Genomic DNA, 24,946 nt, shown 5'->3' on the forward strand with positions numbered 1-24,946 from the left:
TAAATCATAAAAACAGCTTTTCTTTTCAAAAAATAAGCTTTATTTTTCTTTATATGTGTTAGAATGTGCGTTTATAAATTTGCGATTAAAAATATTCAAGGGAGAAGAAAATGAAGCTCATACTTATAGGCTCTTCCACAGGTGGTCCTAATCAGCTTAAATTTCTTTTAAAAGATATCCATATAAAAAATGCTTGTGTGGTTATAGCCCAGCATATGAGCGCTAGTTTTATCCCGTCTTTTGTAGGGCAGTTTAATAAAGAAGCTTCGAGTGAAGTGTGTTTGTTAAATGATAAAGAGGTGTTGGGTAATAAAATTTATGTTTGTCGTAAAAATACTATTTTATCAGGAAATTTAAATATCATAGCGACTTGGCAGGATGTAGAATCAAATTTTAAGCCTAGTGTGGATTTGCTTTTTCATTCTGCTGTTTCTTTAGCAAAGACAAACAAAGTGCTTGCTGTTATTTTAACAGGTATGGGAGATGATGGGGCTAAGGGTTTGTTTGAACTTTATAAGGCAGGAGTAAGATGTCTTTGTGAGAATGAAGCAGATAGCGTTGTTTATGGAATGCCAAAAAAGGCAAAAGATATGAATCCACACTTAAAACCTATGAGTTTAAAAGAAATCAAAAAAGAAATTATAAATTTTATCAATCAGGATTAATAACATGGAAAAAAAACTGACTCCTAGTGAATTAGAACTTAATGAATTTATAAAAATTATCAACGAAGTAAGTGGTCTTGATTTAACAGATAAAAAAAACATACTAGCTTTGAAATTAAATAAATTTCTCGAAGAGCTTAATATTAAAAATTTTTCAGATTTTTTAATTAGTTTAAAAACCAATAGAAAACTCAAACAAGAAACTTTGGATTTTGTAACGATAGGGGAAACTTATTTTTTAAGAGAACTGCCTCAGTTGAAAGAAATAGTTTATTATGCTAAAAGTTTAGAAAAGAGAGTAAATATTTTAAGCGCTCCTTGTTCAAGCGGAGAAGAGGTGTATTCTCTTGCGTTATTGGCTGCTCAAAATTTTGTTAAAGATATGTATATTTTAGGCATTGATATTAACTCAAGTGTAATTGAAAAGGCAAAACTTGGCAAATATCAGGGAAGAACTTTACAGCGATTAAGCGAAAGTGAAAAGAGAAGATTTTTCTCAGAAAACGAAGATAAGTTTTATACTATTAATAAAAATGAACTTTGCACCTGTAAATTTGAACTTTGTAATGTATTTGAAGAAAAATTTTTAAGATTAGGGAAATTTGATATTATAGTTTCAAGAAATATGATTATTTACTTTGACCACGAATCAAAACTAAAACTCATGGAGAGATTTCATAAAATTTTAAATGACAAGGGACGACTTTATGTTGGGAATGCTGATTTGATTCCTGAGACCTTCTATTTTAAGAAAGTTTTTTCTCCAAGGGGTGTTTATTATGAAAAAGTATAAGCTTTAAAATATTACCAAAAGTTACACTTTTGAAATTTATCAGTAAAATAAGTTACATTTTAAAGCAATTTCTCTCATTTAATGATAGAATGATTTTGATTAATTTTATATTTAGTTAAACAAAGGAAAAAATTTGATTGAATTAAAAAATGTAAATAAATACTACGGAACCCATCACGTTTTAAAGAATATTAACCTTTCCGTTAAGGAAGGCGAGAAACTTGTTATTATAGGTCCAAGTGGAAGTGGAAAAAGCACAACTATCCGTTGTATGAATGGGCTTGAAGAAGTTAGTTCAGGTGAGGTCGTAGTCAATAATCTTGTTTTAAATCATAAAAATAAAATTGAAATTTGTCGAAAATACTGCGCAATGGTTTTTCAGCATTTTAATTTATATCCACATATGACGGTTTTACAAAATTTAACTTTAGCCCCAATGAAACTTCAGGGAAAATCCCGAAAAGAAGCTGAAGAGACAGCCTATGAATACCTTAAAGTCGTGGGTCTTGTAGAAAAGGCTAATGTCTATCCTGCTACTCTTTCAGGCGGACAACAACAGCGTGTTGCTATAGCTAGGTCTCTTTGCACTAAGAAACCTTATATTTTATTTGACGAGCCTACTTCGGCCTTAGACCCTGAGACCATACAAGAAGTTTTAGATGTGATGAAAGAAATTTCACATCAAAGCAATACCACTATGGTTGTGGTTACTCACGAAATGGGCTTTGCAAAAGAAGTAGCAGATAGGATTATTTTTATGGAAGATGGTGCTATCGTAGAAGAAAATGTCCCAAGTGAGTTTTTTTCAAATCCAAAAACCGAAAGAGCTAGATTTTTTCTAGGAAAAATTCTAAAAAATTAACCAAATTTGAAAGGAGAAAATATGGTTTTTAAAAAATCTTTGTTAAAGTTGGCAACACTTGCACTAGGTGTTAGTGTGGCTTTAAGTTCAGCACAAGCTGGGAAATTAGAAGATATTAAGGCTAAGGGTCAATTTATCGTTGGAGTTAAGAACGATGTGCCTCATTATGCTTTACTTGACCAATCCACAGGAGAGATTAAAGGCTTTGAAGTGGATGTGGCTAAATTGCTTGCTAAAAGCATTTTAGGTGATGATAAAAAAATAAAATTAGTTGCAGTTAATGCTAAAACAAGAGGACCTTTGCTTGATAATGGTAGTATAGATGCGGTTATAGCAACTTTTACCATTACACCAGAGAGAAAAAGAATTTATAACTTCTCAGAGCCTTATTACCAAGATGCTATAGGACTTTTGGTTTTAAAAGAAAAAAATTATAAGTCTTTAGCTGATATGAAAGGTGCAAATATCGGTGTAGCTCAAGCTGCAACAACTAAAAAAGCTGTAGGGGAAGCTGCTAAGGAAATTGGTGTTGATGTTAAATTTAGCGAATTTCCTGACTATCCTAGCATAAAAGCTGCTTTAGATGCTAAAAGAGTGGATGCTTTTTCAGTAGATAAGTCAATCTTGCTTGGTTATGTAGATGAAAAAAGCGAAATTTTACCAGATAGTTTTGAGCCGCAAAGTTATGGTATTGTAACCAAAAAAGATGATTCAGCTTTTGCAGAATATGTTGATAATTTTGTAAAAGAAAATAAAAATGAAATCGATGCTTTAGCGAAAAAATGGGGCTTATAATATGAATGAAGGTGTAGGTTTTGTAGAGCATTTAAGGCAAATTCTCACTTCTTGGGGCTTATATGATGAAAATAGCATAAGCCCTTTTGCGGTGTGGAAATTTTTAGATGCTTTAGACAATAAAGATGTCTTTATCAATGGTTTTATTTATACTTTAGAAGTGAGCGTTTTAGCCTTGCTTATAGCGACTATTTTTGGCACTATTGGCGGGGTTATGGCTACAAGTAGATTTAAAATTATCAGAGCCTACACTAGAATTTATGTAGAGCTTTTTCAAAATGTTCCTTTGGTGATACAAATTTTTTTCTTGTTTTATGCTTTACCTGTTTTAGGCATACGACTTGATATATTTACTATTGGCGTGTTGGGCGTTGGAGCCTATCACGGAGCTTATGTAAGTGAAGTTGTTAGAAGTGGAATTTTATCCGTGCCAAAAGGGCAGTTTGAAGCTTCTACTTCTCAAGGATTTACTTATATTCAGCAGATGCGTTATATTATAGTGCCTCAAACCATTAAAATCATTTTGCCACCCATGACAAATCAAATGGTAAATTTGATTAAAAATACCTCTGTGTTATTGATTGTGGGTGGGGCAGAACTTATGCACTCTGCTGATAGTTATGCGGCTGATTATGGAAATTATGCACCTTCTTATATATTTGCAGCAATTTTGTATTTTATAATTTGTTATCCTTTGGCTTATTTTGCAAAAGCTTATGAGAATAAATTGAAAAAAGCACATTTAACGAGATAAAGGGTTGTAATGGAAAATGTTTTTAATACGCAAAATATTGAATTTTTAATGCAGGGTTTGTTTCTTACATTAAAAATAGCCTTAGCAACTTGTATTATTTCTATTGTTTTTGGAACTTTTTTAGCAATAACTAAAAATTATGGCGATAGGTTAAGTCGCTTTTTAGCAGCTTGTTATATTGATATTTTTAGAAATACTCCTTTGCTTTTATGGATGCTTGCGGCTTGTTTTGTTTTGCCTGTATTTTTTGGGCAATTTCCACAAGCTTTTTGGGGAACCATAGGCTTTTCTCTTTATACAAGCTCGGTTATGGCTGAGATTATTAGAGGGGGATTAAATTCCATTCCAAAGGGGCAGTTTGAAGCAGCTTATTCTCAAGGTTTTAGTAAATTTTTTACTCTTTTTTATATCATTTTACCTCAAACTTTTAGAAATATTGTTCCTGCTTTGCTTTCTCAAATCGTTACCACGGTTAAGGATACAGCCTATCTTGCAGGGCTTGGCATAGCAGAACTTACTTATAATTCTAAAACTATATTAGCAAGATTAACTAGCTTTGAAGAAATTTTAGCGATGATAGCCTTTATAGCGGCGATTTATTTTGTGATTTGTTTTTCTTTATCAATGTTAGTGAGATATTACGCTAAAAGAAACACGCAGTTTTAAGCTAAATTTTGCTTAAATTTAGGAGCATAGAATGAGAAAAGAATTAGAGAATTTAGACTCTCATTATGATTGTATTATCATAGGTGGGGGTGCAAGTGGTCTTGGTATAGCCTTTGATTGTGCCACTAGGGGCTATAAAACCCTTTTAGTGGAGGCAAAGGATTTTGCTAAAGGCACTTCTTCTCGCTCTACTAAGCTTTTGCACGGGGGAGTGCGTTATCTTGCACAAGGGGATTTTGCCCTTGTGTATGAAGCCTTACACGAAAGACAGCTTCTCATTCAAAATGCTCCGCATTTGTGTAAAAAACAAGCCTTCATTATACCTAGTGAGAATTTTTTCAGCACACTTTACTATACACTTGGATTAAAAATTTACGCTCTTATGGCAGGTAAAATGAGTCTTGGTAAAACCACAATGCTAAATAAAATTTGCCTTAGCCAAAGACTTCAGGGTATAAAAGAAAAGTTTTTACACTCAGGCGTGGTGTATTTTGATGGGCAATTTGATGATGCAAGACTTGCTTTAAGTCTTGCTAGAAGTGCTGAATTTCACGGAGCTTGCGTGTTAAATTATATGAAGGTCTCATCCTTGCTTAAGAATGAAAAAGGCGAATTAAGTGGAGTTGCTTTAGAAGATAAACACCCTAATGCAAGTTTAAGAGCAAAAAAGAGCTTTGAAGTGAGAGCAAAATGTATTTTTAATGCTACGGGTGTTTTTACTAATGAGCTTAACAAAATGAACGATAACACAGACAGTTCCCTTGACATCGTTCCTTCTCAGGGCATTCATCTTGTGCTTGATAGGTCTTTTTTACCCACAGATGATGCTTTAATGATTCCAAAAACAGCGGATAAACGCGTACTTTTTGCCATTCCTTGGCATAATAAATTACTCGTAGGCACCACAGATACGCTCATTGAAAAGGTCTCTTATGAACCAAAAGCCTTAGATGAAGAAATAGATTTTGTTTTAAATACTTTCGCTAATTACGCTATTAAAAAGCCTAGTAGAAAGGATGTTTTATCTGTTTTTGCTGGACTGCGTCCTTTGGCTGCCTTTAAAGATAAAAATCAAGCTACAAAAAGCATTTCACGCACTCACAAAATCAGCGTTTCAAAAAGCAAACTTATTTCGCTTAATGGAGGCAAATGGACTACTTTTAGGGCTATGGCTGAAGAATGTATCGATGAAGCCATTAAACACCAGCTTTTAGAGCCTAAGCCTTGTCGCACTAAAGATACACGCCTTTTTGGCTATGCGGAAGGCTTGGATTTTAATGAAAGATTAAGCGTTTATGGCTCTGAACTTAAAGAACTTAAAGAACTTGAAAAAAACCCTGAATTTGCCAAAACCATCCATCCGCATTATGCTTATACTCTAGCTCAGGTTAAATGGGCTATAAGTTATGAAAAAGCACTCTGTCTTGAAGATGTTTTAGCAAGGCGGATGAGACTGCTTTTTTTAGACGCAAAAGCCGCCTTGCAAGCAGCGCCTAGTGTGGCTTCGTTTATGGCAAAAGAGCTAGGATGGTCGCAGGATTTTTTAGAGCAGGAACTTGCGAATTTTACGGAGCTTGCGAAGAGCTACCAACTTCACTAAAAAGGAGAAATTATGAGTAAATACATTATGGCATTAGACCAAGGCACAACTTCGTCAAGAACTATCATCTTTGACGCATTGGGCAATATCAAAGCCCTAGCACAGCACCCTTTTACCCAATATTTCCCCCAATCAGGCTGGGTAGAACACGATGCAAAAGAAATTTGGGCTTCGCAGATTGCTACACTCACAGAAGCCTTAGCTAAGTCAAATCTTAATGCCACAGACATTGCAGCCATAGGCATTACCAATCAAAGAGAAACCACGGTGGTATGGGATAGGCAAAGCGGAGAACCCATAGCAAGAGCCATAGTCTGGCAAGATAGACGCACGGCTGATTATTGCGATAAACTTAAAGAAGATAAGGCTGAGTTTATTAGAGCTAAAACAGGACTTGTTGTGGATGCGTATTTTTCAGCTACTAAAATAAAGTGGATTTTAGATAATGTAGCAGGAGCTAGACAAAAGGCTAAGGAAGGCAAACTTTGTTTTGGCACCGTGGATACTTGGCTTATTTATAATCTTACAAAGGGCAAGGTCTTTGTAACTGACCCTTCTAATGCAAGTCGCACTATGCTTTATAATATCCATACGCTAAAATGGGACGATGAGCTTTTAGAGCTTTTTGACATTCCTGCTTCAATGTTGCCTGAAGTGAAAAGTTCTAGTGAAATTTATGGATATAGTGCTACGCGTTGGGTGGATCACGAAATTCCCATAGCAGGTATAGCAGGAGACCAACAAGCCGCACTTTTTGGACAAATGTGCATAGAAAAGGGAATGATTAAAAACACCTACGGCACGGGTTGTTTTTTGCTGATGAATACAGGCGAACAAGCCATAGAGAGCAAGAATAATCTTTTAACCACCATAGCGTGGCAGCTTAAGGGCAAAACAAGCTATGCTTTAGAAGGTGGGGTTTTTGTAGGGGGTGCTGCGGTGCAATGGCTAAGAGATGGTGCTAGGATGATACGCACAGCAGCGGATATTAATACCCTAGCTGCGACGGTTGAAGATAATGGCGGGGTATATTTTGTTCCAGCACTTACCGGACTTGGAGCGCCTTATTGGGACCAGTATGCAAGGGGAGCTTTTTATGGTATAAGTCGTGGCACAACTGATGGACATATAGCACGCTCTGTGCTAGAAGGCATAGCCTTTCAGGTTTATGATATTGTTAAGGAAATGGAAAAGGATTTAGGCGAGGCTTGCAAAGAAATTCGTGTCGATGGGGGAGCGAGTGCGAGTGATTATTTAATGCAAATACAATCTGACATCTTTCATTTTAACATAGTGCGTCCTAAGGTTATAGAGACCACAGCTTTAGGAGCGGCTTATTTGGCAGCTTTAGCTGTGGGGTATTATGAAAGCGTGGATACTATTAAATCTCAATGGCAAGTCGATAGACTTTTTAGTCCTAAGCTTGAGCAAGAGAAAGTAAAAGAAATGCTTCATTTTTGGCACAAGGCTGTGCAAAGTTCGCTAAATTGGTTACATTAAAATTTAAGGAGGCTTGTAATGAGTATTTTTACTGCTGAAATTATTGGAACAGCTTTGATGATTTTGCTGGGTAATGGAGTGGTGGCAACTTGTGTTTTAAAAGGCACAAAATGTGGAGATGGAGGACATTGGCTCATTATCACAACAGCGTGGGCTTTTGCTGTTTTTGTGGGTGTAACCGTAGCAGGTCCAGTAAGCGGGGCGCATTTAAATCCTGTTGTAACTTTAGGACTAGCCTTAGCGGGCAAATTAGAGTGGAATTTAGTGCCTATGTATGTAGCAGGGGAGCTTTTAGGTGCTATGCTAGGAGCTTTTGTGGTGTGGCTTGTATATAAAGACCATTTTGCTCTTACTAGCGATGAAGGTGCTAAGGCAGCTTGTTTTTGCACAGCTCCTGCCATACGCAATTATTCTTCAAATTTTTTAAGTGAAATGGTGGGTGCTTTCGTGCTTATTTTCGTGATTTTACACATCACAGGAGCTAGTATTTCCTTAGGAGAGCAAAGTAGCGCACAAATTGGATTAGGTAGCATAGGGGCTTTGCCCGTGGCGATTTTAGTATGGGTCATAGGACTTTCTTTAGGCTCAACCACAGGTTATGCTATCAATCCCGTGCGTGATTTTGGACCGCGTTTAGTGCTAAGTATGCTACCGCTTAAGGTAAAAAGCGACTGGGCTTATGCTTGGGTGCCTGTGCTAGGTCCTATTGTGGGCGGAGGCTTGGCGGCTCTTATTTATAATTTTTTACTTTAAAATTTATCCTCGCAAGGCGGGGATAAATTTAAAATTACAAGCAGTTTTTAATCTTTATTTCAATAGAATTAGTCCTTTAAATTAAATCTAAGGTTTTTTATGCGAGGTTATAAGATTTTTTCAGGTTCGGCTAATGTGGAATTTGCAAAGCAAATTTCTAAGTATCTCTCCTTGCCTTTAAGTGATGCAGGGGTGAAGAGATTTAGCGATGGAGAAATTAGTGTTCAAATCGATGAAAGTGTGCGTGGCAAGGATGTTTTTATCATACAAAGCACCTGTGTGCCTACGAATGATAATTTAATGGAGCTTTTAATTCTCACAGATGCTCTTAGGCGTTCAAGTGCGAATTCCATCACGGCTATTATTCCTTATTTTGGCTATGCAAGACAGGATAGAAAGGCAAATCCTAGAGTGCCTATTACGGCTAAACTTGTGGCGAATTTGATTCAAGCAGCGGGGATTGACCGCGTAGCTACAATTGATTTGCACGCAGGACAAATTCAAGGCTTTTTTGATATTCCTGTGGATAATCTTTATGGAAGTATAGTTTTCAATGATTATATTAAGTCTAAGCATTTTAAAAATGCTATTATAGGAAGCCCTGATATAGGGGGTGTGGCTAGGGCTAGGAGTGTTGCAAAGCATTTGGGGCTTGATATTGTGATTGTAGATAAACGTCGCGAAAAAGCTAATGAAAGTGAAGTGATGAATATCATAGGCGATGTAAAAGATAAAGAAGTGATTTTAGTCGATGATATTATCGATACAGCTGGGACTATAGTTAAAGCTGCGGAAGCTTTAAAAGAAAAAGGTGCAAAATCAGTTATGGCTTGTTGCACTCACGCTGTTTTAAGCGGAAAAGCTTATGAAAGAATAGCCAGTGGGGCATTAGATGAGCTTGTGGTAACGGATACCATACCTTTAAAAGAGCATTTATCAAATATCAAAGTTTTAAGTGTTACTCCTGTTTTTGCCGAAGTTATACGCCGTGTTTATCATAATGAAAGTGTGAATTCTTTATTTATTTAGCCTAAAATATTTTTAGGCTTTTCTTATATTTATGCTACTTAAAGAAACAAAATAATATATTTTTACAAAAATATCTAAAAAATAAACAGATTTTTATCATAAATCTGGTATTTTTAAATATATCTTAAATTTTCTAGGAGAAGTATGACTCAGTTAAGTACTAAAATTTTATGGCTGTTTGTTGCAGCCTTAGGCGCTATTTGTTTTGGTTATTTGGCTTTACAAAATGGCGAAAGTGTCTCAGCGATTTATTTAGTAGTTGCTGCGGTGTGTATCTATATGATAGGTTATAGGTTTTATGGGCGTTTTGTGGCGTATAAGGTCTTAGAGCTTGATAAAAACCGTGCAACACCAGCAGTCGTAGAAAATGATGGGCATGATTTTGTGCCTACAAACAAGACCGTATTATTTGGGCATCATTTTGCCGCCATTGCAGGAGCAGGTCCTTTAGTAGGTCCTATTTTAGCCGCTCAAATGGGGTATTTACCTTCTATGCTTTGGATTTTAGTTGGCGGTGTTTTAGCCGGTGCTGTGCATGATTTTGTCGTGCTTTTTATATCCACTCGCAGAAGAGGTAGGAGTCTTGGTGAAATCATCAAAGATGAGATGGGAAATTTCACAGGTGGCGTGGCTATGGTGGCTATTTTTGGTATTATGCTTATCATCATTGCTATTTTGGCTATGGTAGTGGTAAAGGCTTTAGCTGAATCACCTTGGGGCTTATTTACTATTGCGATGACCATTCCTATTGCTATTTTTATGGGAATTTATATGAGATTTTTGCGTCCGGGCAAGGTAGGTGAGGCTTCTATCATAGGCTTTGTGCTTTTGATTTTGGCTATTCATTATGGAAGTGAAATTGCGGCTAATCCTTATTGGGCTAAGGTTTTTACTTTAGATGCTCCAACTCTATCGCTTATTATGATGGCTTATGGTTTTATAGCTGCTGTTTTGCCTGTGTGGTTTTTGCTTGCTCCAAGGGATTATCTTTCTACCTTTTTAAAAATCGGTGTGATTGTGGTAATGGCAGTAGCTATTGTGGTGGTTGCTCCTGATTTACAAATGCCAAAGGCAAATACCCAGTATTTTGATGGCACGGGACCTGTTTTTGCTGGGGCAATTTTCCCTTTTTTGTTTATTACTATTGCTTGTGGTGCGATTAGTGGTTTTCACGCTCTAATCTCAAGTGGAACTACTCCAAAAATGCTTGAGAATGAAACTCACGCTTTAGCAGTAGGATATGGCTCTATGCTTATGGAAAGTGCTGTGGCGATTATGGCTTTAATTTGTGCTTGTATTTTACATCCGGGTCTTTATTTTGCTATAAATTCAAGTTCTGCTTTAATAGGAACAGATGTAGCAGGTGTGGCTGCGACTATTTCAAACTGGGGCTTTAGTATCACTCCTGAAGAAATCACGGCTTTAACTGCAAATATAGGAGAGCATACTATACTTTCAAGAACAGGCGGGGCGCCTACCTTTGCTATCGGTGTGGCTTTGATTTTGCATGAGCTTTTTGGTGGTGTGGATTTGATGGCTTTTTGGTATCATTTTGCAATCTTATTTGAAGCCTTGTTTATTTTAACTGCTGTAGATGCAGGAACTAGGGCTTGTCGTTTTATGGTGCAGGACATTTTGGGTAATGTTTATAAGCCTTTGGGTAATATTCATAGCATTCCAGCTGGACTTTTGGCAACTGCTTTGAGTGTTGCGGGTTGGGGGTATTTTCTTTATCAGGGTGCCATTGACCCTAAGGGTGGAATTTACACACTTTGGCCTTTATTTGGTGTAAGCAATCAAATGTTAGCAGGTATGGCTTTGCTTCTTGTTACAGCTATACTTGTAAAAATGGGTAAGGCAAAATATACTTGGGTTACCCTAGTGCCTGCGGGTTTTGTTTTGGCAGCAACTTTATATGGTGGAATTCAAAAAATTATGCCCTATGAAGAAGGCAATAAAGTAGCAAATGCTGTAAGCCATGTAGCTATAGCAAAAATTCAAAATGACAAAATCATCGCTTTGGAAGAAAAACTAGCCACTCTAACAGATTTAGCAGAAAAAGAAAAAATACAAAAAGAAATTTCTGTGGCAACTCAGGCTAAATTTGCCAATATTTTAAATTCAATACTCTGTGTGTTCTTTATGATAACAACTCTACTTGTTATAATTTCTTGTGCGGGAATTTGTCTGGGTAAGATAAAAATTCCACTCAAAGAAAGTCCCTATGTGAAATTTGATAGCAAACAAATTGTTTAAAAAAGTTAAATTTTACTATGAAAAAGCCGAAAGGTTTTTTCATCCCTTGGTGGGACTTTCAAGTTATGATAAGTATTTAGAACATATGAGAGAAAAGCATCCTGAAAAAACCCCAAAAACTAGGGGAGAATTTTTCAAAGAATGTTTAGAGAAAAAATACAATAGCGGTGGTTTAAACAAATGCTGATAAGCCTATAAGGATAAAGTTTTATCACACAAGCTAAAGCTTTAAGCATTTTAAAAGCCGTGAATTCTTTTTAATTCTTCGCTAATAGCTTTTTTCTTCCCTTCTTTTGTAACGCTTACATAGGTAACTAAAGCCGAAGTTACATTGATGCAAGAAGTGCAACCCTTAGAATCTACTCTTTGAGCACTAACTTCGACTTCAACGCTAATGGAAGTGTTTCCTACGCTGATAATTTTCGCGTAGCAAGAGATTATATCTCCTATGAAAACAGGCTCTTTGAAAACCACTTTATCCATAGAAATAGTTACAACACGCTCAGGGGAAAGTTCTCTTGCCGCAATAGCTCCTGCTAAATCAATTTGTGAAAGTATCCATCCACCAAAAATATTTCCCGCTGGATTTGTGTCGCTTGGCATAGCTACAATTTTTAATTTGGGTTCGCCCATATCTCTCATTTTTACTCCTTATTTTAAAAAATGAATTATAATTTAACAAAGTAAAAAAAGGAGAATAAAAGTATGAATAATTTTAAAGAAATAGCTAACTTACTTAGAAAATATAAGGAAAAAAATAATGCTCTTTATGAGCTTTTAGATAAAAAAGATTGGGGTGAATATTTTGAATCTTTACTTTCCTTAAGTGAATTGAAAAAGGATAAAGCAAGTTTTTTAGCCATACTTAGACGCTTAATTGATTTAAAAGAAGAAAATTTAATCCAAGAGTGGAAAAAAAATAATTTTAAAGAAGATAAAATCACAGAGTTAAAGCATAAATTTTACCAAGAGATTAGAAAATTTTATGAGAAAGAACACCAAGAATTGATTAATGAAATAAAAGAAAAAAGACTTTTAAATGAATTTTATCAGTCTTTGGTGCAAGGAGTGCATAATATAGGTTTGATTATGAATATTTTTGAAGTTTCTTGGACCAAAGAGATTATAGAAAAAAATAATAAAATTCTAGCTATGCAATTTTCAAATTTAGACGATGCTATGGAATTTTTACGCAAAAATCAGCTTTATCAAAAAACTCCACAAAACGAAATTTGCGAACGAAGTTATGGAGTTTTGGTTAGGATAGGGAATTTATGGAAATTTGTTTCTTATGCAAGATTTTTTGAAAATGAAATTTTAAAATTGAAATTTGCTTTTGAAGATATGATTAATGAGCTTGAAAAATTGGCTGACAATGAGGAAGAAAAGGCTTATATAGAGTATTTTGAGAAATTAAAATGGGCTTTTTGCGAAAAGGATGAAGATAAGATTATAGGGGCTTGGCAAGAAGCTGAATTAGCTTGGATGAAGGTAAAATCACCTTTGCAAGTAGGACACCCTTTAGAGTATTATGAAGATAATTACACTCACGCAGTAGCTTTAGAATGGGATATAAGAATAGAAGATGAGAGCGATTTTGACGCTTTAAAATTTGGCAAAGAAATTAAAGAAAGTTTTGAACGCGTTTATAGTGATTTGGCACTTGAAGATTTAAGCTTAAAAAAAGAAGTTCTGTCCAACATAGAAAAAACTCAACTTTATATTTGCACTCCTATGATTTTTTATGGAGCCCAGCTTAAGGGTTTATTTTCAGCCCAAGTAGTGCCAAACGATGAATTTGTAAGCTCTATGGCGGGTAAAAAAATCTTTGCTTTTGTAAATTTTGTGTATGAAAATGCTAAAACAAAACCTTTTATGAAAATTTCTAGTGAAGTATTTGATAAAGATTTTTTAAACTACGGAAGAGAAATTTTGTTTCATCAGGAAAAAATTTGGAAAAAAGTTTATGAAATTTCGACCATAGGACACGAATTTGGTCATATCTTTTTTATTGCTAATGATAGTGAAAAATCAATGAATAAAAGTGGATTTTTTAAAAATATAGAAGAATACAAAGCCACCACAGGCGGACTTGTCAATTTCTTTTATCACGAGCAAGATGATTTAAAAATGCCTGTTTTTCACGAGCTTATAAAAAGAGCTGTTTCTCTTATTGCGTGGCAAAGGCTTGATGAAGTTAAGCCTTATTATACAGAAGGACTTATTCATCTTAGTTTGCTTTTTGAGAGTAAAGTTTTGTTTTTTAAAAACGATAAGTTAAAAGTAAATTTCGATTTAGAGCATTATGAAAAATTTAAAGAGCTAACCCTAAAAAATTATTACAATTTAGCAAAACACTATGCTTTAAGATTTGACGCAAAAGAATTTTTAAATCAATTTTGCGAATTAAAAGACAATATTTTTCTTCCCCTTATGCCTGAGTGTAGAGAATTTGTCCAATTTTATTACAAGCTCTATGAAAAAATAGGCAATGAAATTGATGAGAGCGGGGAATTTGAAAAATATAGAACAAGGCATAGTTTTACTAAAAAATCTTAAAAAAGCTGTTTTTTACTTGCTATTGTTTTTTAAATATGCTAGAATTAGGCGTTTCAATTAAAACAAAGGAGCTTTTATGACTAAAGCAGATTTCATTTCATTAGTTGCTCAAACAGCTGGGCTAACAAAAAAAGACGCTACTACTGCTACTGATGCGGTTATTTCTACTATTACTGATGTTTTGGCTAAGGGCGATAGCATTAGTTTTATCGGTTTTGGTACTTTTTCAACTCAAGAAAGAGCTGCTAGAGAAGCTAGAGTGCCAAGCACAGGAAAAACGATTAAAGTTCCTGCTACAAGAGTTGCAAAATTTAAAGTAGGCAAAAATCTCAAAGATGCTGTTGCAAAAGCAAGTGGCAAAAAGAAAAAATAAAACTTTGTGGCTAGATTTTTCTAGCCTTTCTTATAACTTTACCTATCTATAATTTTCATATTTTATTTATATTTTTTGAAATTTTAAAACCATATCTTTTAGTATAGAGTATTTTAGCAATGTCGTTTTTTGGTTAAGTTATTGAGAATTTAGAAAAGCTTTAAGTTCTTTAAAAACTTCACTAGGGTTTAAATCACTCAATTCTTTGTAGAAATGACCCTTTTCATCAATAAGGTAAAGCATGTTGCTATGAGCGATAGAATAACCCATAAAAGAATCATTTAGTTCTATTTTTTGATATTGAACATTATATTGTTTTGTTATCTTTTGAAGAGTCTTTTCGTCTTTTGCGATTAAAGCATCGGCTTTGGGATAGAAGTATCGTAGCCATTCGTTTGTATTGTTTAGGTTGTTATCTCTATTTGGATCCAACGAAATGAAAAGAATATGGGCATTAGGATTGTTGATTTGCTTTAGAATTTTGCCCACCAAACTAAGGGTTGCTGGGCAAATATCAGGGCAATAGGTATATCCAAAATAAATAATAAGCTTATCTCCTTTAAAATCCTTAAGAGTGGTTTGTTCTTTGAAACTTGATTTTAGAGAAAAATCATAAGGATTTTGCCCAATTTTCAAAAAAAGCCCAAGAGCTAAAATAAAAGCTAAAACAAGCAAGACAGATATAAAAATATTTTTTCTCATTTTTTTAGCTCAAAATCAAAATAAAAACCTATAGGTTTATCATTATCCATAAATTCAACTCTAAAACGCATAGTATCCAAAACACAAGCTGCAAGAACTATCTTGCTTTCATAATCTGTTGAATTTAAGGGGTGTATCTTAGGCTTAATTTCGCCCATATACATATTTAGTCCATAAATTTTAATGCCTAAATTTTTATAATCTCCCAAATTTACAACCTTTAAATTTGTAACATCTAAGGATTGTAAGGGTTTGGGATTTAAAGAGATTAAAACTTCTCTACCCTTAAAATTATACTTGCAATCTTGAATATTAAGGTCGCAAAGTAACGGGATGGATAAATCCGTTTTTATCGCTTTTTGAGAGTCTTTTAATGTGTAAAAATCAAAGATAAGATAAGATAAGATAATAACAACAGCAAAAGCTAAAATAAAAGCGATTTTTTTCATTTTTTAAAATTCTTTGGAAGTAATATTTTTTAATTCTATGGTTTTGTGATTGTCAAATTCTAAATTCAAATTTACCTTTGTATCCTTATCAATAGGTTTTTTTAGTTTTAAAAGCATAATATGATAGCTTCCTGATTTAAGCTCCGTGCTTGAATGAGCTTTTATGATGATTTTAGAAACCTTTTCCATCATCATTTTTCCATCTTTGTGTGTGTGGGTATGCAGTTCGCTTATATCGCTTATATCGCTTTTGGCATTTAGCAAAGCAATGTTTTTATCTGTGTTGTTGTAGATGGTAAGAAAAATAGCACTATTTTGCGCGTGTGGTGGAGTCTGTTTGACAAAAGCATTTTTTATTTCTATATCATTAGCCCAAAGACCTAGAGTAAAAAGAGTGCTTAAAACTAGAATTTTTTTCATATTTGCATCCTTATTTTAATAGTATTAAATATTTGTTTATTATATCAAAAAATATTTCCATTTTGATACAAATTTTTATGAATTTTTCAAGGCGTGTTGTTTGCTGTATGGAAATTCTTTTGCATAGTAATATCAAAATCAAAGAAAAAACCAGTAGGGGTATTATTGTTTAGAAATTCAACTCTAAACCTAGAATCATCTGTAATGCTTTTGCCTGTAAAATTGATAATAATATCATCATTAACCATATCAAATTCAGGAATAATATCGCCTATATAGGAATTTAAACTATAAATTTTGATTTTTAAATTGGAATAGTGTGGAAAATTTTTAACTTTAATGGCAGTTTTATTAAAAATTTCAATAGGCTTTGGATAGGCTGAAACCTCAATGTTTTTATTATTAAAAGAAAAAACGCAATCTTTTAAATTTAAATCACAGCTTAAAGGCTGACACGTGCTTAAACTAAATATATTTTCTTTCTTTTTATCGTATAACGCATAAAAAGCTAAGAATAAAACACCTAAAAAACATATTCCTGAGAAAAATTTTATCATTATAGACAACCTTTTAAAACAAGCCTTTTATAGTTTGTTAAAATTATATCATAAATAAACTCGCTAATTAATATTTTTTAAGAAAAAAAATATTATAATCACGAACATTTTTTACTTAAAAAACTTTAAAATTCTAAGGAAAAACATTGTTAAAACGACTTGCTTTATTCATTGCATTCTCTTCAATAATGCTTCACGCTTCAGACCTAGTTAAAATTTATCTCAATCAAGGTTTAGATGCTGTTGGTATAGCGATTGAAAAAGAATTGACAAATAAGGATTTTTGGCTTGGCGAAATAGGAGATAAAAACATTTCGCTTGGATACTATGATGATAATGTTGCTATCGTGCTTACAAATAAAACGGATAAAATTCTTCGCGTTTATTCTTATGAAGATGGGAAAATAAAAAAGGATTTTGAGCAAAAAGAAGTCATCACAGGCCTTATGGGTGATAAAAAAATAGAAGGGGATTTAAAAACTCCTGTGGGTTTTTATGAGTTAGGACGTAAATTTAATCCGGGCGATCCTTATTATGGGCCTTTTGCCTTTGCTACGACTTATCCCAATTTGCTTGATAAGGTGCAAGGAAGAACAGGTGGAGGCATTTGGATACACGGCTATCCTTTAGATGGCTCTAGACTTGATGAGTTTAAAACTAGGGGTTGTATAGCCTTATTTAATAAAAATTTAGAAGTATTCGCACAAGTTGTCAAAGATAAAAAAGTTTTTGTAATGACAGAAGAAAAGGAAAAAGTCAGGGCTACAAAAGAACAAATAGCAGGTTTATTGGCTGACCTTTTTGCTTGGAAACTCGCTTGGACAAATAATGATGTCAATGCTTATTTAAATTTTTATGATGAGCAAGAATTTAGACGCTTTGATAAAACGAAATTTGAGCAATTTGCCTCAATGAAAAAAACTATTTTTTCTCGCAAAGAAGATAAGAAAATCAAATTTTCAGACATTAATATCAGTCCTTATCCTAATTTAGAAAATGAAACTATGTATAGAATTTCATTTTTTGAGGATTATTACACTAAAAATTATCAGTTTAGAGGCGATAAAATATTATATGTGAAATTAGACAGCAAAGGCAAAATGAAAATTCTAGCAGAGCAGTAATGGCTATAATTAAAATCAATCAAAAAGCTTATGAGTATAATTTAAGGCAAATTGCTAAGAAAGTAGGAGGCTTTAAGAGAGTTATTTGCGTATTTAAAGATAATGCCTATGGACACGGAGCTAAGCTTTTAGCCCCCTTGGCTAGAAATTTGGGCATCTCTTTTGTTGCTGTAAAAAGCGAAGAAGAAGCAAGGGAGCTTAAAGATTTTTTTGAAAATATCTTAATCCTTTCGCACCGCCCACACGGCAAGGAAAATCCTAATTTCATTTATGCTCTAAATGATATTTCTCAAATTAAAACTTACAAGCAAAACACAAAAATACACCTTAAAATAGACACAGGTATGCACCGTAATGGAATTTGCGTTGAAGATTTAGAGTGTGCTTTAGGACTTATTGAGTATTATAAATTAAAACTCACGGGATTGCTTACTCATTTTGCTAGTGCTGATGAGATGAGTGCTAGCTTTTTTATCCAAAGAGAAAATTTTCAAAAGGCTAAAGAGTTGGCAAAAAAATACCATTCTAATCTATTATTCCACTCCTACAATTCCGCTGCTTTATTTAGAGCTAAATTGCCTGATGATGAGTATTGTAGGGTTGGGCTTATTCAGTTTGGTTACGGGGCTTTAAATTTAAAAAAAGTTTTAAGTTTATATGCGTATAAATTAAGTCAAAGAACGCTAAAAAAAGGGCAGAGTATAGGTTATGGCGGAGTTTTTACTGCTAAGAAGGATTTAGAAGTAGCAAGTTATGATTTAGGTTATAGTGATGGTCTTTTTCGTTATAATGGCAAAGGAAAACTCAGGCTTGGAAATGGAAAAACAATGCTTGGAAAAATGTCAATGGATAGTTTTTCTTGTGAAAATTCAGGCGAAGAGCTTTGCGTTTTTGATGATGCCAATATTTGGGCTGATTTTTTCAACACCATTCCTTATGAAATTTTAGTCAAACTCCATCCTAGCATACAAAGAGTGCTGGTATAGACAAAGAACATAGATGTTTAACATAGTTTTAGTCCATCCTAGAATTCCACAAAATACAGGTAGCATAGGCAGAATGTGTTTCAACGCTGGTTTTAAGCTTCATATCATTAAACCCCTAGTTTTTGATATTTCACAAAAGGCTGTTAGAAGAGCAGGGCTTGATTATTGGGATAAACTGGATATTGTGATTTGGGAAAGCCTTGAAGATTTTTTAAAGGCAAATATCCTTCATAAGAAGCGTTTTTTCTTTGCTACAACGAAAAGTCAAAAAGCCTATTTTGATGTAAAATTTCAAAAGGAAGATTTTTTGTTTTTTGGAAGTGAGAGCTATGGTTTGCCTACAAATTTAATGCACTTAAATCCTGAAAATGCCATAACCATACCCATGAAATCTTGCGGAAGAAGCTTAAATTTGGCTACCAGTGTGGGTATAATCTCCTATGAGGCTTTAAGGCAGAATTTTAACCACTTTACTCCTTAAGAGTTTTAAGCAAATACAATGACACAAAACAAATGCGACTATAAAGTCCTTTTTTATGAAATTTATGCTAAAGTAAAAGCTTACATTATTTTTTGAGGAGTTTAGATGAATTTAGATATTGTGCTAAATTTTGCTAATAAAGCATCTGATATTATAGCCAATAAAATTGTCCCAAATACAGACATTATAATGGTGGTTTTACTTATTATTTGTGGATTTTATTGTAGCTTTTTAACTCGCTTTGTTCAGTTTCGCATGCTAAGTTCTGTATTTAAAATACTTACAGAAAAAAATGAAGCCCATACTAAAGAGCATATTTCACCTTTTCAAGCATTGATGATTTCGACTGCTTCTAGGGTTGGCATAGGAAATATTGCTGGAATTTCCTTGGCTTTAGCCACAGGTGGAGCAGGTGCTTTGTTTTGGATGTGGGTTATGGCGTTTTTTGGAGGAGCTTCAGCATTTGCTGAAAGCACTTTGGCTCAGGTTTATAAATCAAAGGACGATACAGGCGGATTTAAGGGTGGACCGGCTTATTACATAAAAAAAGCTTTAGGTTCGCATTTTTTTGGAGCTTTTTTCGCTTTTATACTTATTATTACTTATGCTTATGGTTTTAATGGACTTCAAAGTCAAACTATGACTTCGTCTTTTAAAATTTATTATGATATGTTAAATCCAAACGCTAGCGTTGATTTTGCGTCTAGTTCTTGGCCTGTGGTTATTGGAGTTGTTTTGACTATTTTTGGTGCTTGGATGTTCTTTTCTCATCATATTAAAATAGGCAAAGTCAGCTCTTTGATTGTTCCTTTTATGGCTTTAGCTTATGTTTTACTCTCTGTGATTGCCGTTTTAATTAATTTTGACAGAATTCCTTCTGTGGTTCATATGATTTTACAAAATGCTTTTGATTTTGAAGCTATTTTTGGTGGTTTTGCTGGTTCTGCCTTGGTTATAGGGATTAAAAGAGGGCTTTTTTCAAATGAAGCAGGAATGGGTTCGGCACCTAATGCAGCTGCAGCCGCATTAACAAGTCATCCGGCTAAACAAGGTATTATTCAGGCTTTTTCAGTTTTGATTGATGTTATAGTTTGCACAAGTTCGGGATTTTTGGTTCTTTTTTCTATGGCGTATTTAGGACTTGGCGAAAGCAAAATTAGCGGTGGAATGCCTTTGATTCAAGAAGCTATGCGTGAATATTATGGCAGTCTTGGAATTCATTTTATTACCATAGCTATTGTTCTTTTTGCTATAACTTCTTTGATAGGAAATTACTATTACGCTCAGGCCAATGTCAAGTATTTGACTAATTCTAAATTTGCTATGAATTTATTTAGAGTTACAGCAGTAGCTATGATTTTCGCAGGCTCACAAATGGATTTAAAACTTGCTTGGAATTTAGCCGACTTAACTATGGCTTTTATGGCAACAACAAATATTATATCTTTACTACTTCTAGGCGGTATAGTCAATAAAGTTCTAAAAGATTTTAATGCACAACAAAAAGCTGGAATTAATCCTAAATTTAATGCTAGCAAACTTGGAATCAAAAACGCCGAGTGCTGGGATTAAAATTCATAAGCCTTTTTTGGCTTATGAATTAATGATTTAAAACCTTATTTAAAAATTCTTTTAATCTTTCATTGCTAGGATTTTCAAACACTTCTTTAGGATGGGCATCAACAACAATTTGACCCTTATCCATAAAAAATACACGATTAGCCACATTTCTCGCAAAGCCCATTTCGTGAGTTACTACAAGCATAGTTAAACCTTCTTTTGCAAGTTCTTTCATTATGCTTAAAACCTCGCCTATCATTTCAGGGTCTAGGGCTGAAGTAGGTTCGTCAAACAAGATAACATCAGGATTCATCATCAAACTTCTTGCGATAGCAATGCGTTGTTTTTGACCACCAGAAAGCTTATGCGGCATTACTTCTTCTTTATCGCCTAGACCCACTTTAGCAAGGAGCATTTTGGCTTTTTTTATAGCTTCTTCCTCGTTTAAAATTCCTGTTTTAATAGGAACTAGGCATAAATTTTCCATCACATTTTTATTAGTAAAAAGATTAAAGTGCTGAAAAACCATACTGACTTTTTGGCGGATAGCATTGATATTGGTTTCTTTATCTAGTATATTTTGTCCTTTGATTAAAATTTCTCCACTATCTGGTAATTCTAAAAGGTTAATACAGCGTAAAAATGTGCTTTTCCCGCCCCCACTTGGACCTATGATGGCTACAATATCACCCTTTGAAATAGTAGTATTGATATCTTTTAGAACCTCTAAGGCTCCGTATTTTTTTTGTAAATTTTTAATTTTAATCATTTTTATTCATCCTAAGTTCAAGTTTCTTTGCAAGAAAGCTAAAAATTTTTACACTAACATAATAAACCAGTCCAGTAAAAATAATGGGCTTAGGATTGTAAAGCACGGCTTGCAAACTTTGACTTTGCATAGTAATATCAATGACGCTAATAAATCCCACAACCGAAGTTTCTTTAAACAAAGAAATAAATTCATTGGATAATGCAGGTAAGATATTTTTAGTAGCTTGAGGAAGTATGATTTCTTTCATTGAGGTTTTATAATCAAGTCCCATAGCTCTTGCAGCTTCCATCTGTCCCTTATCTACGCTATTAATCCCGCTTCTTACAATTTCGGCTATATAGGCAGAACTATTAAGCCCTAGGGCAAGGATGGCTGCATAAAGATTATCAATAAAAGTAAAAATCACAAAGGCAAAAATCATAAGTTGTAAAATCACAGGTGTTCCGCGTATAATGTCTATATACTCATCTATGATGAAATTAAGCGTCTTAAATTTACCAAAGCGTAAAATAGCCAAACTAAAACCAACAATCACACCGATAATCACAGCACAAATGGTTAGTATAAGCGTGATAAGATAGCTTTTTAAATAAGCTTTCGCATTTTCTGTGTAGCCATAGCTTACGGCTCCACTAGGGTCTTGAATTTTTAATATTTCTATGGGAAAAGAAAAATATCCCCACAGAATAATAATCACAAAGAAAACAAAAATTCTTATATTTTTTTGATTCAATTTTAAACCTTTTAAAGAAGTTATTTAAAAAACTAGATTTTATAGAATTATCTTTGAATTTTCTCTAAAGATTTATAAAAATGTGTTAGAATTTCCTAAAACAAGGTTATTTATGGAAATTTTAGATTTTATTTTAACGAGTATTTTTGTATTTTTAATGCTTTTTTTGGTAATAGGTTTTAACCGTCAAATGACACAGAAAAATAAAGAAAAAGAAGAAAGATTTAAAAAATTTAAAAAAGGAGATAAGAATGAGTAAAAAGGTATTGGTTCCTTTAGCGTTTGGTTTTGAAGAGGCTGAATTTATAGGTATTGTAGATGTTTTAAAGCGTGCAGGCGAATCGGACGGAAATTTGGAAGTTATCATAGCTTCGTTAAATGATGAATTACTCGTAAAAGGTGCTAATGGTATTAGTATAAAAGCGGATTGTTCTTTGCAAGATGTTGATATACAAACCCTAGATGGTATTGCCTTGGCAGGGGGTTTTGAAGGTATGATGAATCTTAAAAACTCAGATGCTATTTTAAGTATAATCAAAAAACTTCACAGCGAAGAAAAAATTGTCGCTGCAATTTGTGCTTCTCCCATAGTTTTAAATGCGGCAGGTGTTTTAGAAGGCGAATTTGCTTGCTATCCCGGTTGTGAAGTCGGGCTTAATGCAAATCGCGTAAATAAAGCAGTTGTTGTAAATAAAAATGTCATCACTTCAGCAGGTCCAGCTACGGCAATTCTTTTTGGCTTGGAATTGGCTAAAAAGCTATGCGGCGATGCAATTTATCAAAAATTATACGATGGAATGTTAGTGCCTTTAACCCGGTGATGGGCTATATTGATAATACAAAACACCACTTTGCTACAAATGCTTTTTTAAATGCCTTGCAATAGGCTCTAGCTTCATTTGTCTTTGTCGCTAAAAGTTGATGCTTTAAGTAGCAAAGTATCTTGGATAGTGCTTGGCTTTGCTCTACTCAAAGCAGATACTAAACTCTACTTTTTCCTTCTTCATTTCACTTCAAAATGGAACAGAATTTGCTTATTAATTTATTGTCAGAGATAATATTTTCTCTCGTCATTACGAGTGAAACGAAGCAATCTAATATTAAAGGAAAAAATATGAGTATCTTTAGTATCAATGATAATTCAAACTATACTTCCATACTTTCACAAAGTAAAGCTAATAAAGAAAGTAAAGAAAATTCTAAAATAAGTTTTGCTAATGCTTTTTTAAAACAAAATGCTAGTAAATTAAGCGATATAGAAAGTAAAAATTCACAAACTCTAGCAAGAAGTGAAGCATTAAATTCTACTAATACAACAAATACTAGCAATAACACTAATTTTAGTACAAGTAGTAAAACAAATTCTCCTAATTATGATATATCCAGTGAATTTAAAAACTCTATTTATACTCTAAAATACAAACAAGCTGATTTAAGCACTACCACTAATACAGCCTATGGTTATAGTGTAAATAAAGATGGCTATATGGGAAGTGATTTTAACAAAGCTGCAGGATTGCCTGAAGATTTTAAGATACATAAATCTACTTTAGATGAGATTAAAAAGACTGCTGAAAATAGACCTGATGTTTTATATGATAAACAATACTTTGGTGTAAGTGAATACTATACAAACATAGATATGGCTGAAACCATAAAACAATACTATAATCTTTTTTCTAATGCTTTAAATCAAAGCTTTCCAAGTGATAAAAGTAGTTTCACTGAAGCAGATATAAACTCTATGCCTAAGGGTTATGGTGTAAGTGGAACGCAATGGATGGACTTTAATAATCCAAGCAATAGAATGAATATTACAGGTTTAAAAGATTTTTCAAATTCTTTAATTTCAAATGTTTATCAAACCCCTGAACAAGCAAAAGAAGCCGATGACCTTTGGGTTGATTCAGGATATATGATTGATGGATTATTGCCTAAAACTTTAGGCTTGTCCCTAGAAGAAATTAAAAATGTTTCTAAGGGTGAAGATTGGCAGTTTAATCCTGATATGTCATTTTATCCAAAAAATGAAGATGGAAGTTATTCTAAAGAAGCTTTATTTATGAGTTTTTTAAAATCTCAAAATGGACAACCTGTTGAGAGTCCAAAAACCACACTTAATCCAACCATAGAAGCTTATAATAAAGCTATGGCTAAGGAAAGTTTTTCAACTACTAGCGTAGATATAAGTGATATTATGACAAGTAAGATTGATTTTAAAAATTTATTTAAAAATTTGCTTAGCAAAGGTAAATTAGAAGGAGAACTTTATATGTATGATAAAGGCATAACTCCTAGACAAGCTTTAGGTAACTGGGCTTTAGATGCTGAGATTAAACAAGCTCTTGCTAATGGCTGGAAAGCAAAACCTAGCACTATAGATTCTTATGCTGATTCCATAATGGATAGATTAAACAACCTTTTAAGTCAGACTAGGGTTTAAATTAGAAATTGTTTTAGCTTGACTTGTTATTACAAGAGTATCCGTCATTACGAGCTTTACGCCCTAAAGCGTGGTAATCTTCGTCATTGCGAGACGACTTGTCGCCAAAAGCAA

28 protein-coding genes are annotated in these 24,946 nt (G+C 33.7%); 21 read left to right on the forward strand and 7 right to left on the reverse strand.

Going from position 1 to position 24,946, the window contains the following annotated elements:
- Positions 1–110 precede the first annotated feature (110 nt).
- The 12 genes from ACLL8X_RS03650 to kcuS all read left to right on the forward strand — a co-directional run bounded on the left by ACLL8X_RS03650 (position 111) and on the right by kcuS (position 11,860).
- Positions 111–665, forward strand: coding sequence for a CheB methylesterase domain-containing protein (locus ACLL8X_RS03650; protein WP_411989584.1), 555 nt, complete (start codon positions 111–113; stop codon positions 663–665).
- A gap of 4 nt (positions 666–669) precedes the next feature.
- Complete coding sequence (locus tag ACLL8X_RS03655; protein WP_411989585.1) at positions 670–1,458, forward strand: CheR family methyltransferase; 789 nt, start codon at positions 670–672, stop codon at positions 1,456–1,458.
- Positions 1,459–1,591: 133 nt separating this feature from the next.
- Entirely contained in the window at positions 1,592–2,320 is a 729-nt protein-coding gene (locus ACLL8X_RS03660; protein WP_411989586.1) for an amino acid ABC transporter ATP-binding protein, read from the forward strand.
- Positions 2,321–2,341: 21 nt separating this feature from the next.
- The gene (locus ACLL8X_RS03665) at positions 2,342–3,115 is read left to right on the forward strand and encodes a transporter substrate-binding domain-containing protein (protein ID WP_411989587.1); all 774 of its coding nucleotides are present in this window, start codon (positions 2,342–2,344) and stop codon (positions 3,113–3,115) included.
- A 1-nt stretch (position 3,116) separates the two neighbouring features.
- Positions 3,117–3,869 (forward strand): amino acid ABC transporter permease, encoded by a 753-nt coding sequence (locus ACLL8X_RS03670; RefSeq protein WP_411989588.1) that lies wholly within the window; start codon positions 3,117–3,119, stop codon positions 3,867–3,869.
- 9 nt (positions 3,870–3,878) lie between these two features.
- On the forward strand, positions 3,879–4,535 hold the full coding sequence (locus ACLL8X_RS03675; protein WP_411989589.1) for an amino acid ABC transporter permease: 657 nt from the start codon (positions 3,879–3,881) through the stop codon (positions 4,533–4,535).
- Positions 4,536–4,566: 31 nt separating this feature from the next.
- Complete coding sequence (locus ACLL8X_RS03680) at positions 4,567–6,135, forward strand: glycerol-3-phosphate dehydrogenase/oxidase (RefSeq protein ID WP_411989590.1); 1,569 nt, start codon at positions 4,567–4,569, stop codon at positions 6,133–6,135.
- A 12-nt stretch (positions 6,136–6,147) separates the two neighbouring features.
- A complete protein-coding gene (gene glpK, locus ACLL8X_RS03685) occupies positions 6,148–7,635 on the forward strand; it encodes a glycerol kinase GlpK (protein WP_411989591.1) in 1,488 nt (495 codons plus the stop codon).
- Between the two features lie 18 nt (positions 7,636–7,653).
- Positions 7,654–8,388 (forward strand): MIP/aquaporin family protein, encoded by a 735-nt coding sequence (locus ACLL8X_RS03690; protein ID WP_411989592.1) that lies wholly within the window; start codon positions 7,654–7,656, stop codon positions 8,386–8,388.
- A gap of 99 nt (positions 8,389–8,487) precedes the next feature.
- A complete protein-coding gene (locus ACLL8X_RS03695; RefSeq protein ID WP_411989593.1) occupies positions 8,488–9,417 on the forward strand; it encodes a ribose-phosphate pyrophosphokinase in 930 nt (309 codons plus the stop codon).
- Between the two features lie 144 nt (positions 9,418–9,561).
- Entirely contained in the window at positions 9,562–11,673 is a 2,112-nt protein-coding gene (locus ACLL8X_RS03700) for a carbon starvation CstA family protein (protein ID WP_411989594.1), read from the forward strand.
- On the forward strand, positions 11,651–11,860 hold the full coding sequence (gene kcuS / locus ACLL8X_RS03705) for a KCU-star family selenoprotein (RefSeq protein WP_411989595.1): 210 nt from the start codon (positions 11,651–11,653) through the stop codon (positions 11,858–11,860). The genes ACLL8X_RS03700 and kcuS overlap by 23 nt, the downstream gene beginning before the upstream one ends.
- A 50-nt stretch (positions 11,861–11,910) precedes the next feature.
- On the opposite strand, the gene ACLL8X_RS03710 is transcribed toward kcuS, so the two are convergent.
- Positions 11,911–12,315, reverse strand: coding sequence for an acyl-CoA thioesterase (locus ACLL8X_RS03710; protein WP_411989596.1), 405 nt, complete (start codon positions 12,313–12,315; stop codon positions 11,911–11,913).
- Between the two features lie 63 nt (positions 12,316–12,378).
- Here ACLL8X_RS03710 and ciaB point away from each other — a divergent pair, with 63 nt between their 5' ends.
- Positions 12,379–14,232, forward strand: a complete 1,854-nt coding sequence (ciaB, locus tag ACLL8X_RS03715) for an invasion protein CiaB (RefSeq protein ID WP_411989597.1) — start codon at positions 12,379–12,381, stop codon at positions 14,230–14,232.
- A gap of 76 nt (positions 14,233–14,308) precedes the next feature.
- Positions 14,309–14,605, forward strand: a complete 297-nt coding sequence (locus ACLL8X_RS03720; protein ID WP_411989598.1) for an HU family DNA-binding protein — start codon at positions 14,309–14,311, stop codon at positions 14,603–14,605.
- A gap of 138 nt (positions 14,606–14,743) precedes the next feature.
- Here the strand turns inward: ACLL8X_RS03720 and ACLL8X_RS03725 are convergent, their stop codons facing one another.
- The 4 genes from ACLL8X_RS03725 to ACLL8X_RS03740 all read right to left on the reverse strand — a co-directional run bounded on the left by ACLL8X_RS03725 (position 14,744) and on the right by ACLL8X_RS03740 (position 16,733).
- The gene (locus ACLL8X_RS03725) at positions 14,744–15,307 is read right to left on the reverse strand and encodes an SCO family protein (RefSeq protein WP_411989599.1); all 564 of its coding nucleotides are present in this window, start codon (positions 15,305–15,307) and stop codon (positions 14,744–14,746) included.
- On the reverse strand, positions 15,304–15,756 hold the full coding sequence (locus ACLL8X_RS03730) for a hypothetical protein (RefSeq protein ID WP_411989600.1): 453 nt from the start codon (positions 15,754–15,756) through the stop codon (positions 15,304–15,306). The genes ACLL8X_RS03725 and ACLL8X_RS03730 overlap by 4 nt, the downstream gene beginning before the upstream one ends.
- Positions 15,757–15,759: 3 nt before the next feature.
- Positions 15,760–16,176, reverse strand: coding sequence for a copper chaperone PCu(A)C (locus tag ACLL8X_RS03735; protein ID WP_411989601.1), 417 nt, complete (start codon positions 16,174–16,176; stop codon positions 15,760–15,762).
- 86 nt (positions 16,177–16,262) lie between these two features.
- Positions 16,263–16,733 (reverse strand): hypothetical protein, encoded by a 471-nt coding sequence (locus tag ACLL8X_RS03740; protein ID WP_411989602.1) that lies wholly within the window; start codon positions 16,731–16,733, stop codon positions 16,263–16,265.
- Positions 16,734–16,879: 146 nt separating this feature from the next.
- On the opposite strand from ACLL8X_RS03740, the gene pgp2 reads away from it, so the two are divergent.
- The 4 genes from pgp2 to ACLL8X_RS03760 all read left to right on the forward strand — a co-directional run bounded on the left by pgp2 (position 16,880) and on the right by ACLL8X_RS03760 (position 20,896).
- Positions 16,880–17,857 (forward strand): cell shape-determining L,D-carboxypeptidase Pgp2, encoded by a 978-nt coding sequence (gene pgp2, locus ACLL8X_RS03745; RefSeq protein WP_411989603.1) that lies wholly within the window; start codon positions 16,880–16,882, stop codon positions 17,855–17,857.
- Positions 17,857–18,843 (forward strand): alanine racemase, encoded by a 987-nt coding sequence (locus tag ACLL8X_RS03750; protein ID WP_411989604.1) that lies wholly within the window; start codon positions 17,857–17,859, stop codon positions 18,841–18,843. Before pgp2 ends, ACLL8X_RS03750 begins: the two co-directional genes overlap by 1 nt.
- Before the next feature lie 13 nt (positions 18,844–18,856).
- A complete protein-coding gene (locus tag ACLL8X_RS03755; protein WP_411989605.1) occupies positions 18,857–19,324 on the forward strand; it encodes a tRNA (cytidine(34)-2'-O)-methyltransferase in 468 nt (155 codons plus the stop codon).
- Positions 19,325–19,429: 105 nt separating this feature from the next.
- Positions 19,430–20,896: an alanine/glycine:cation symporter family protein gene (locus tag ACLL8X_RS03760; protein ID WP_411989606.1), complete on the forward strand. Its 1,467-nt coding sequence runs from the start codon at positions 19,430–19,432 to the stop codon at positions 20,894–20,896.
- 28 nt (positions 20,897–20,924) lie between these two features.
- Here the strand turns inward: ACLL8X_RS03760 and ACLL8X_RS03765 are convergent, their stop codons facing one another.
- Together ACLL8X_RS03765 and ACLL8X_RS03770 are read right to left on the reverse strand one after the other, a co-directional pair.
- The gene (locus ACLL8X_RS03765) at positions 20,925–21,653 is read right to left on the reverse strand and encodes an amino acid ABC transporter ATP-binding protein (RefSeq protein WP_411989607.1); all 729 of its coding nucleotides are present in this window, start codon (positions 21,651–21,653) and stop codon (positions 20,925–20,927) included.
- The gene (locus ACLL8X_RS03770; protein WP_411989608.1) at positions 21,646–22,389 is read right to left on the reverse strand and encodes an amino acid ABC transporter permease; all 744 of its coding nucleotides are present in this window, start codon (positions 22,387–22,389) and stop codon (positions 21,646–21,648) included. The genes ACLL8X_RS03765 and ACLL8X_RS03770 overlap by 8 nt, the downstream gene beginning before the upstream one ends.
- Before the next feature lie 82 nt (positions 22,390–22,471).
- Here ACLL8X_RS03770 and ACLL8X_RS03775 point away from each other — a divergent pair, with 82 nt between their 5' ends.
- The 3 genes from ACLL8X_RS03775 to ACLL8X_RS03785 all read left to right on the forward strand — a co-directional run bounded on the left by ACLL8X_RS03775 (position 22,472) and on the right by ACLL8X_RS03785 (position 24,832).
- Positions 22,472–22,648, forward strand: a complete 177-nt coding sequence (locus tag ACLL8X_RS03775) for a hypothetical protein (RefSeq protein WP_411989609.1) — start codon at positions 22,472–22,474, stop codon at positions 22,646–22,648.
- Positions 22,641–23,210, forward strand: a complete 570-nt coding sequence (locus ACLL8X_RS03780) for a DJ-1 family glyoxalase III (protein ID WP_411989610.1) — start codon at positions 22,641–22,643, stop codon at positions 23,208–23,210. The genes ACLL8X_RS03775 and ACLL8X_RS03780 overlap by 8 nt, the downstream gene beginning before the upstream one ends.
- 293 nt (positions 23,211–23,503) lie before the next feature.
- A complete protein-coding gene (locus ACLL8X_RS03785) occupies positions 23,504–24,832 on the forward strand; it encodes a Cj0814 family flagellar-dependent secreted protein (RefSeq protein ID WP_411989611.1) in 1,329 nt (442 codons plus the stop codon).
- The last annotated feature ends 114 nt before the right edge of the window (positions 24,833–24,946 follow it).

The sequence above is a fragment of the Campylobacter parajejuni genome, assembly GCF_046764905.1.
GTDB lineage: Bacteria > Campylobacterota > Campylobacteria > Campylobacterales > Campylobacteraceae > Campylobacter_D.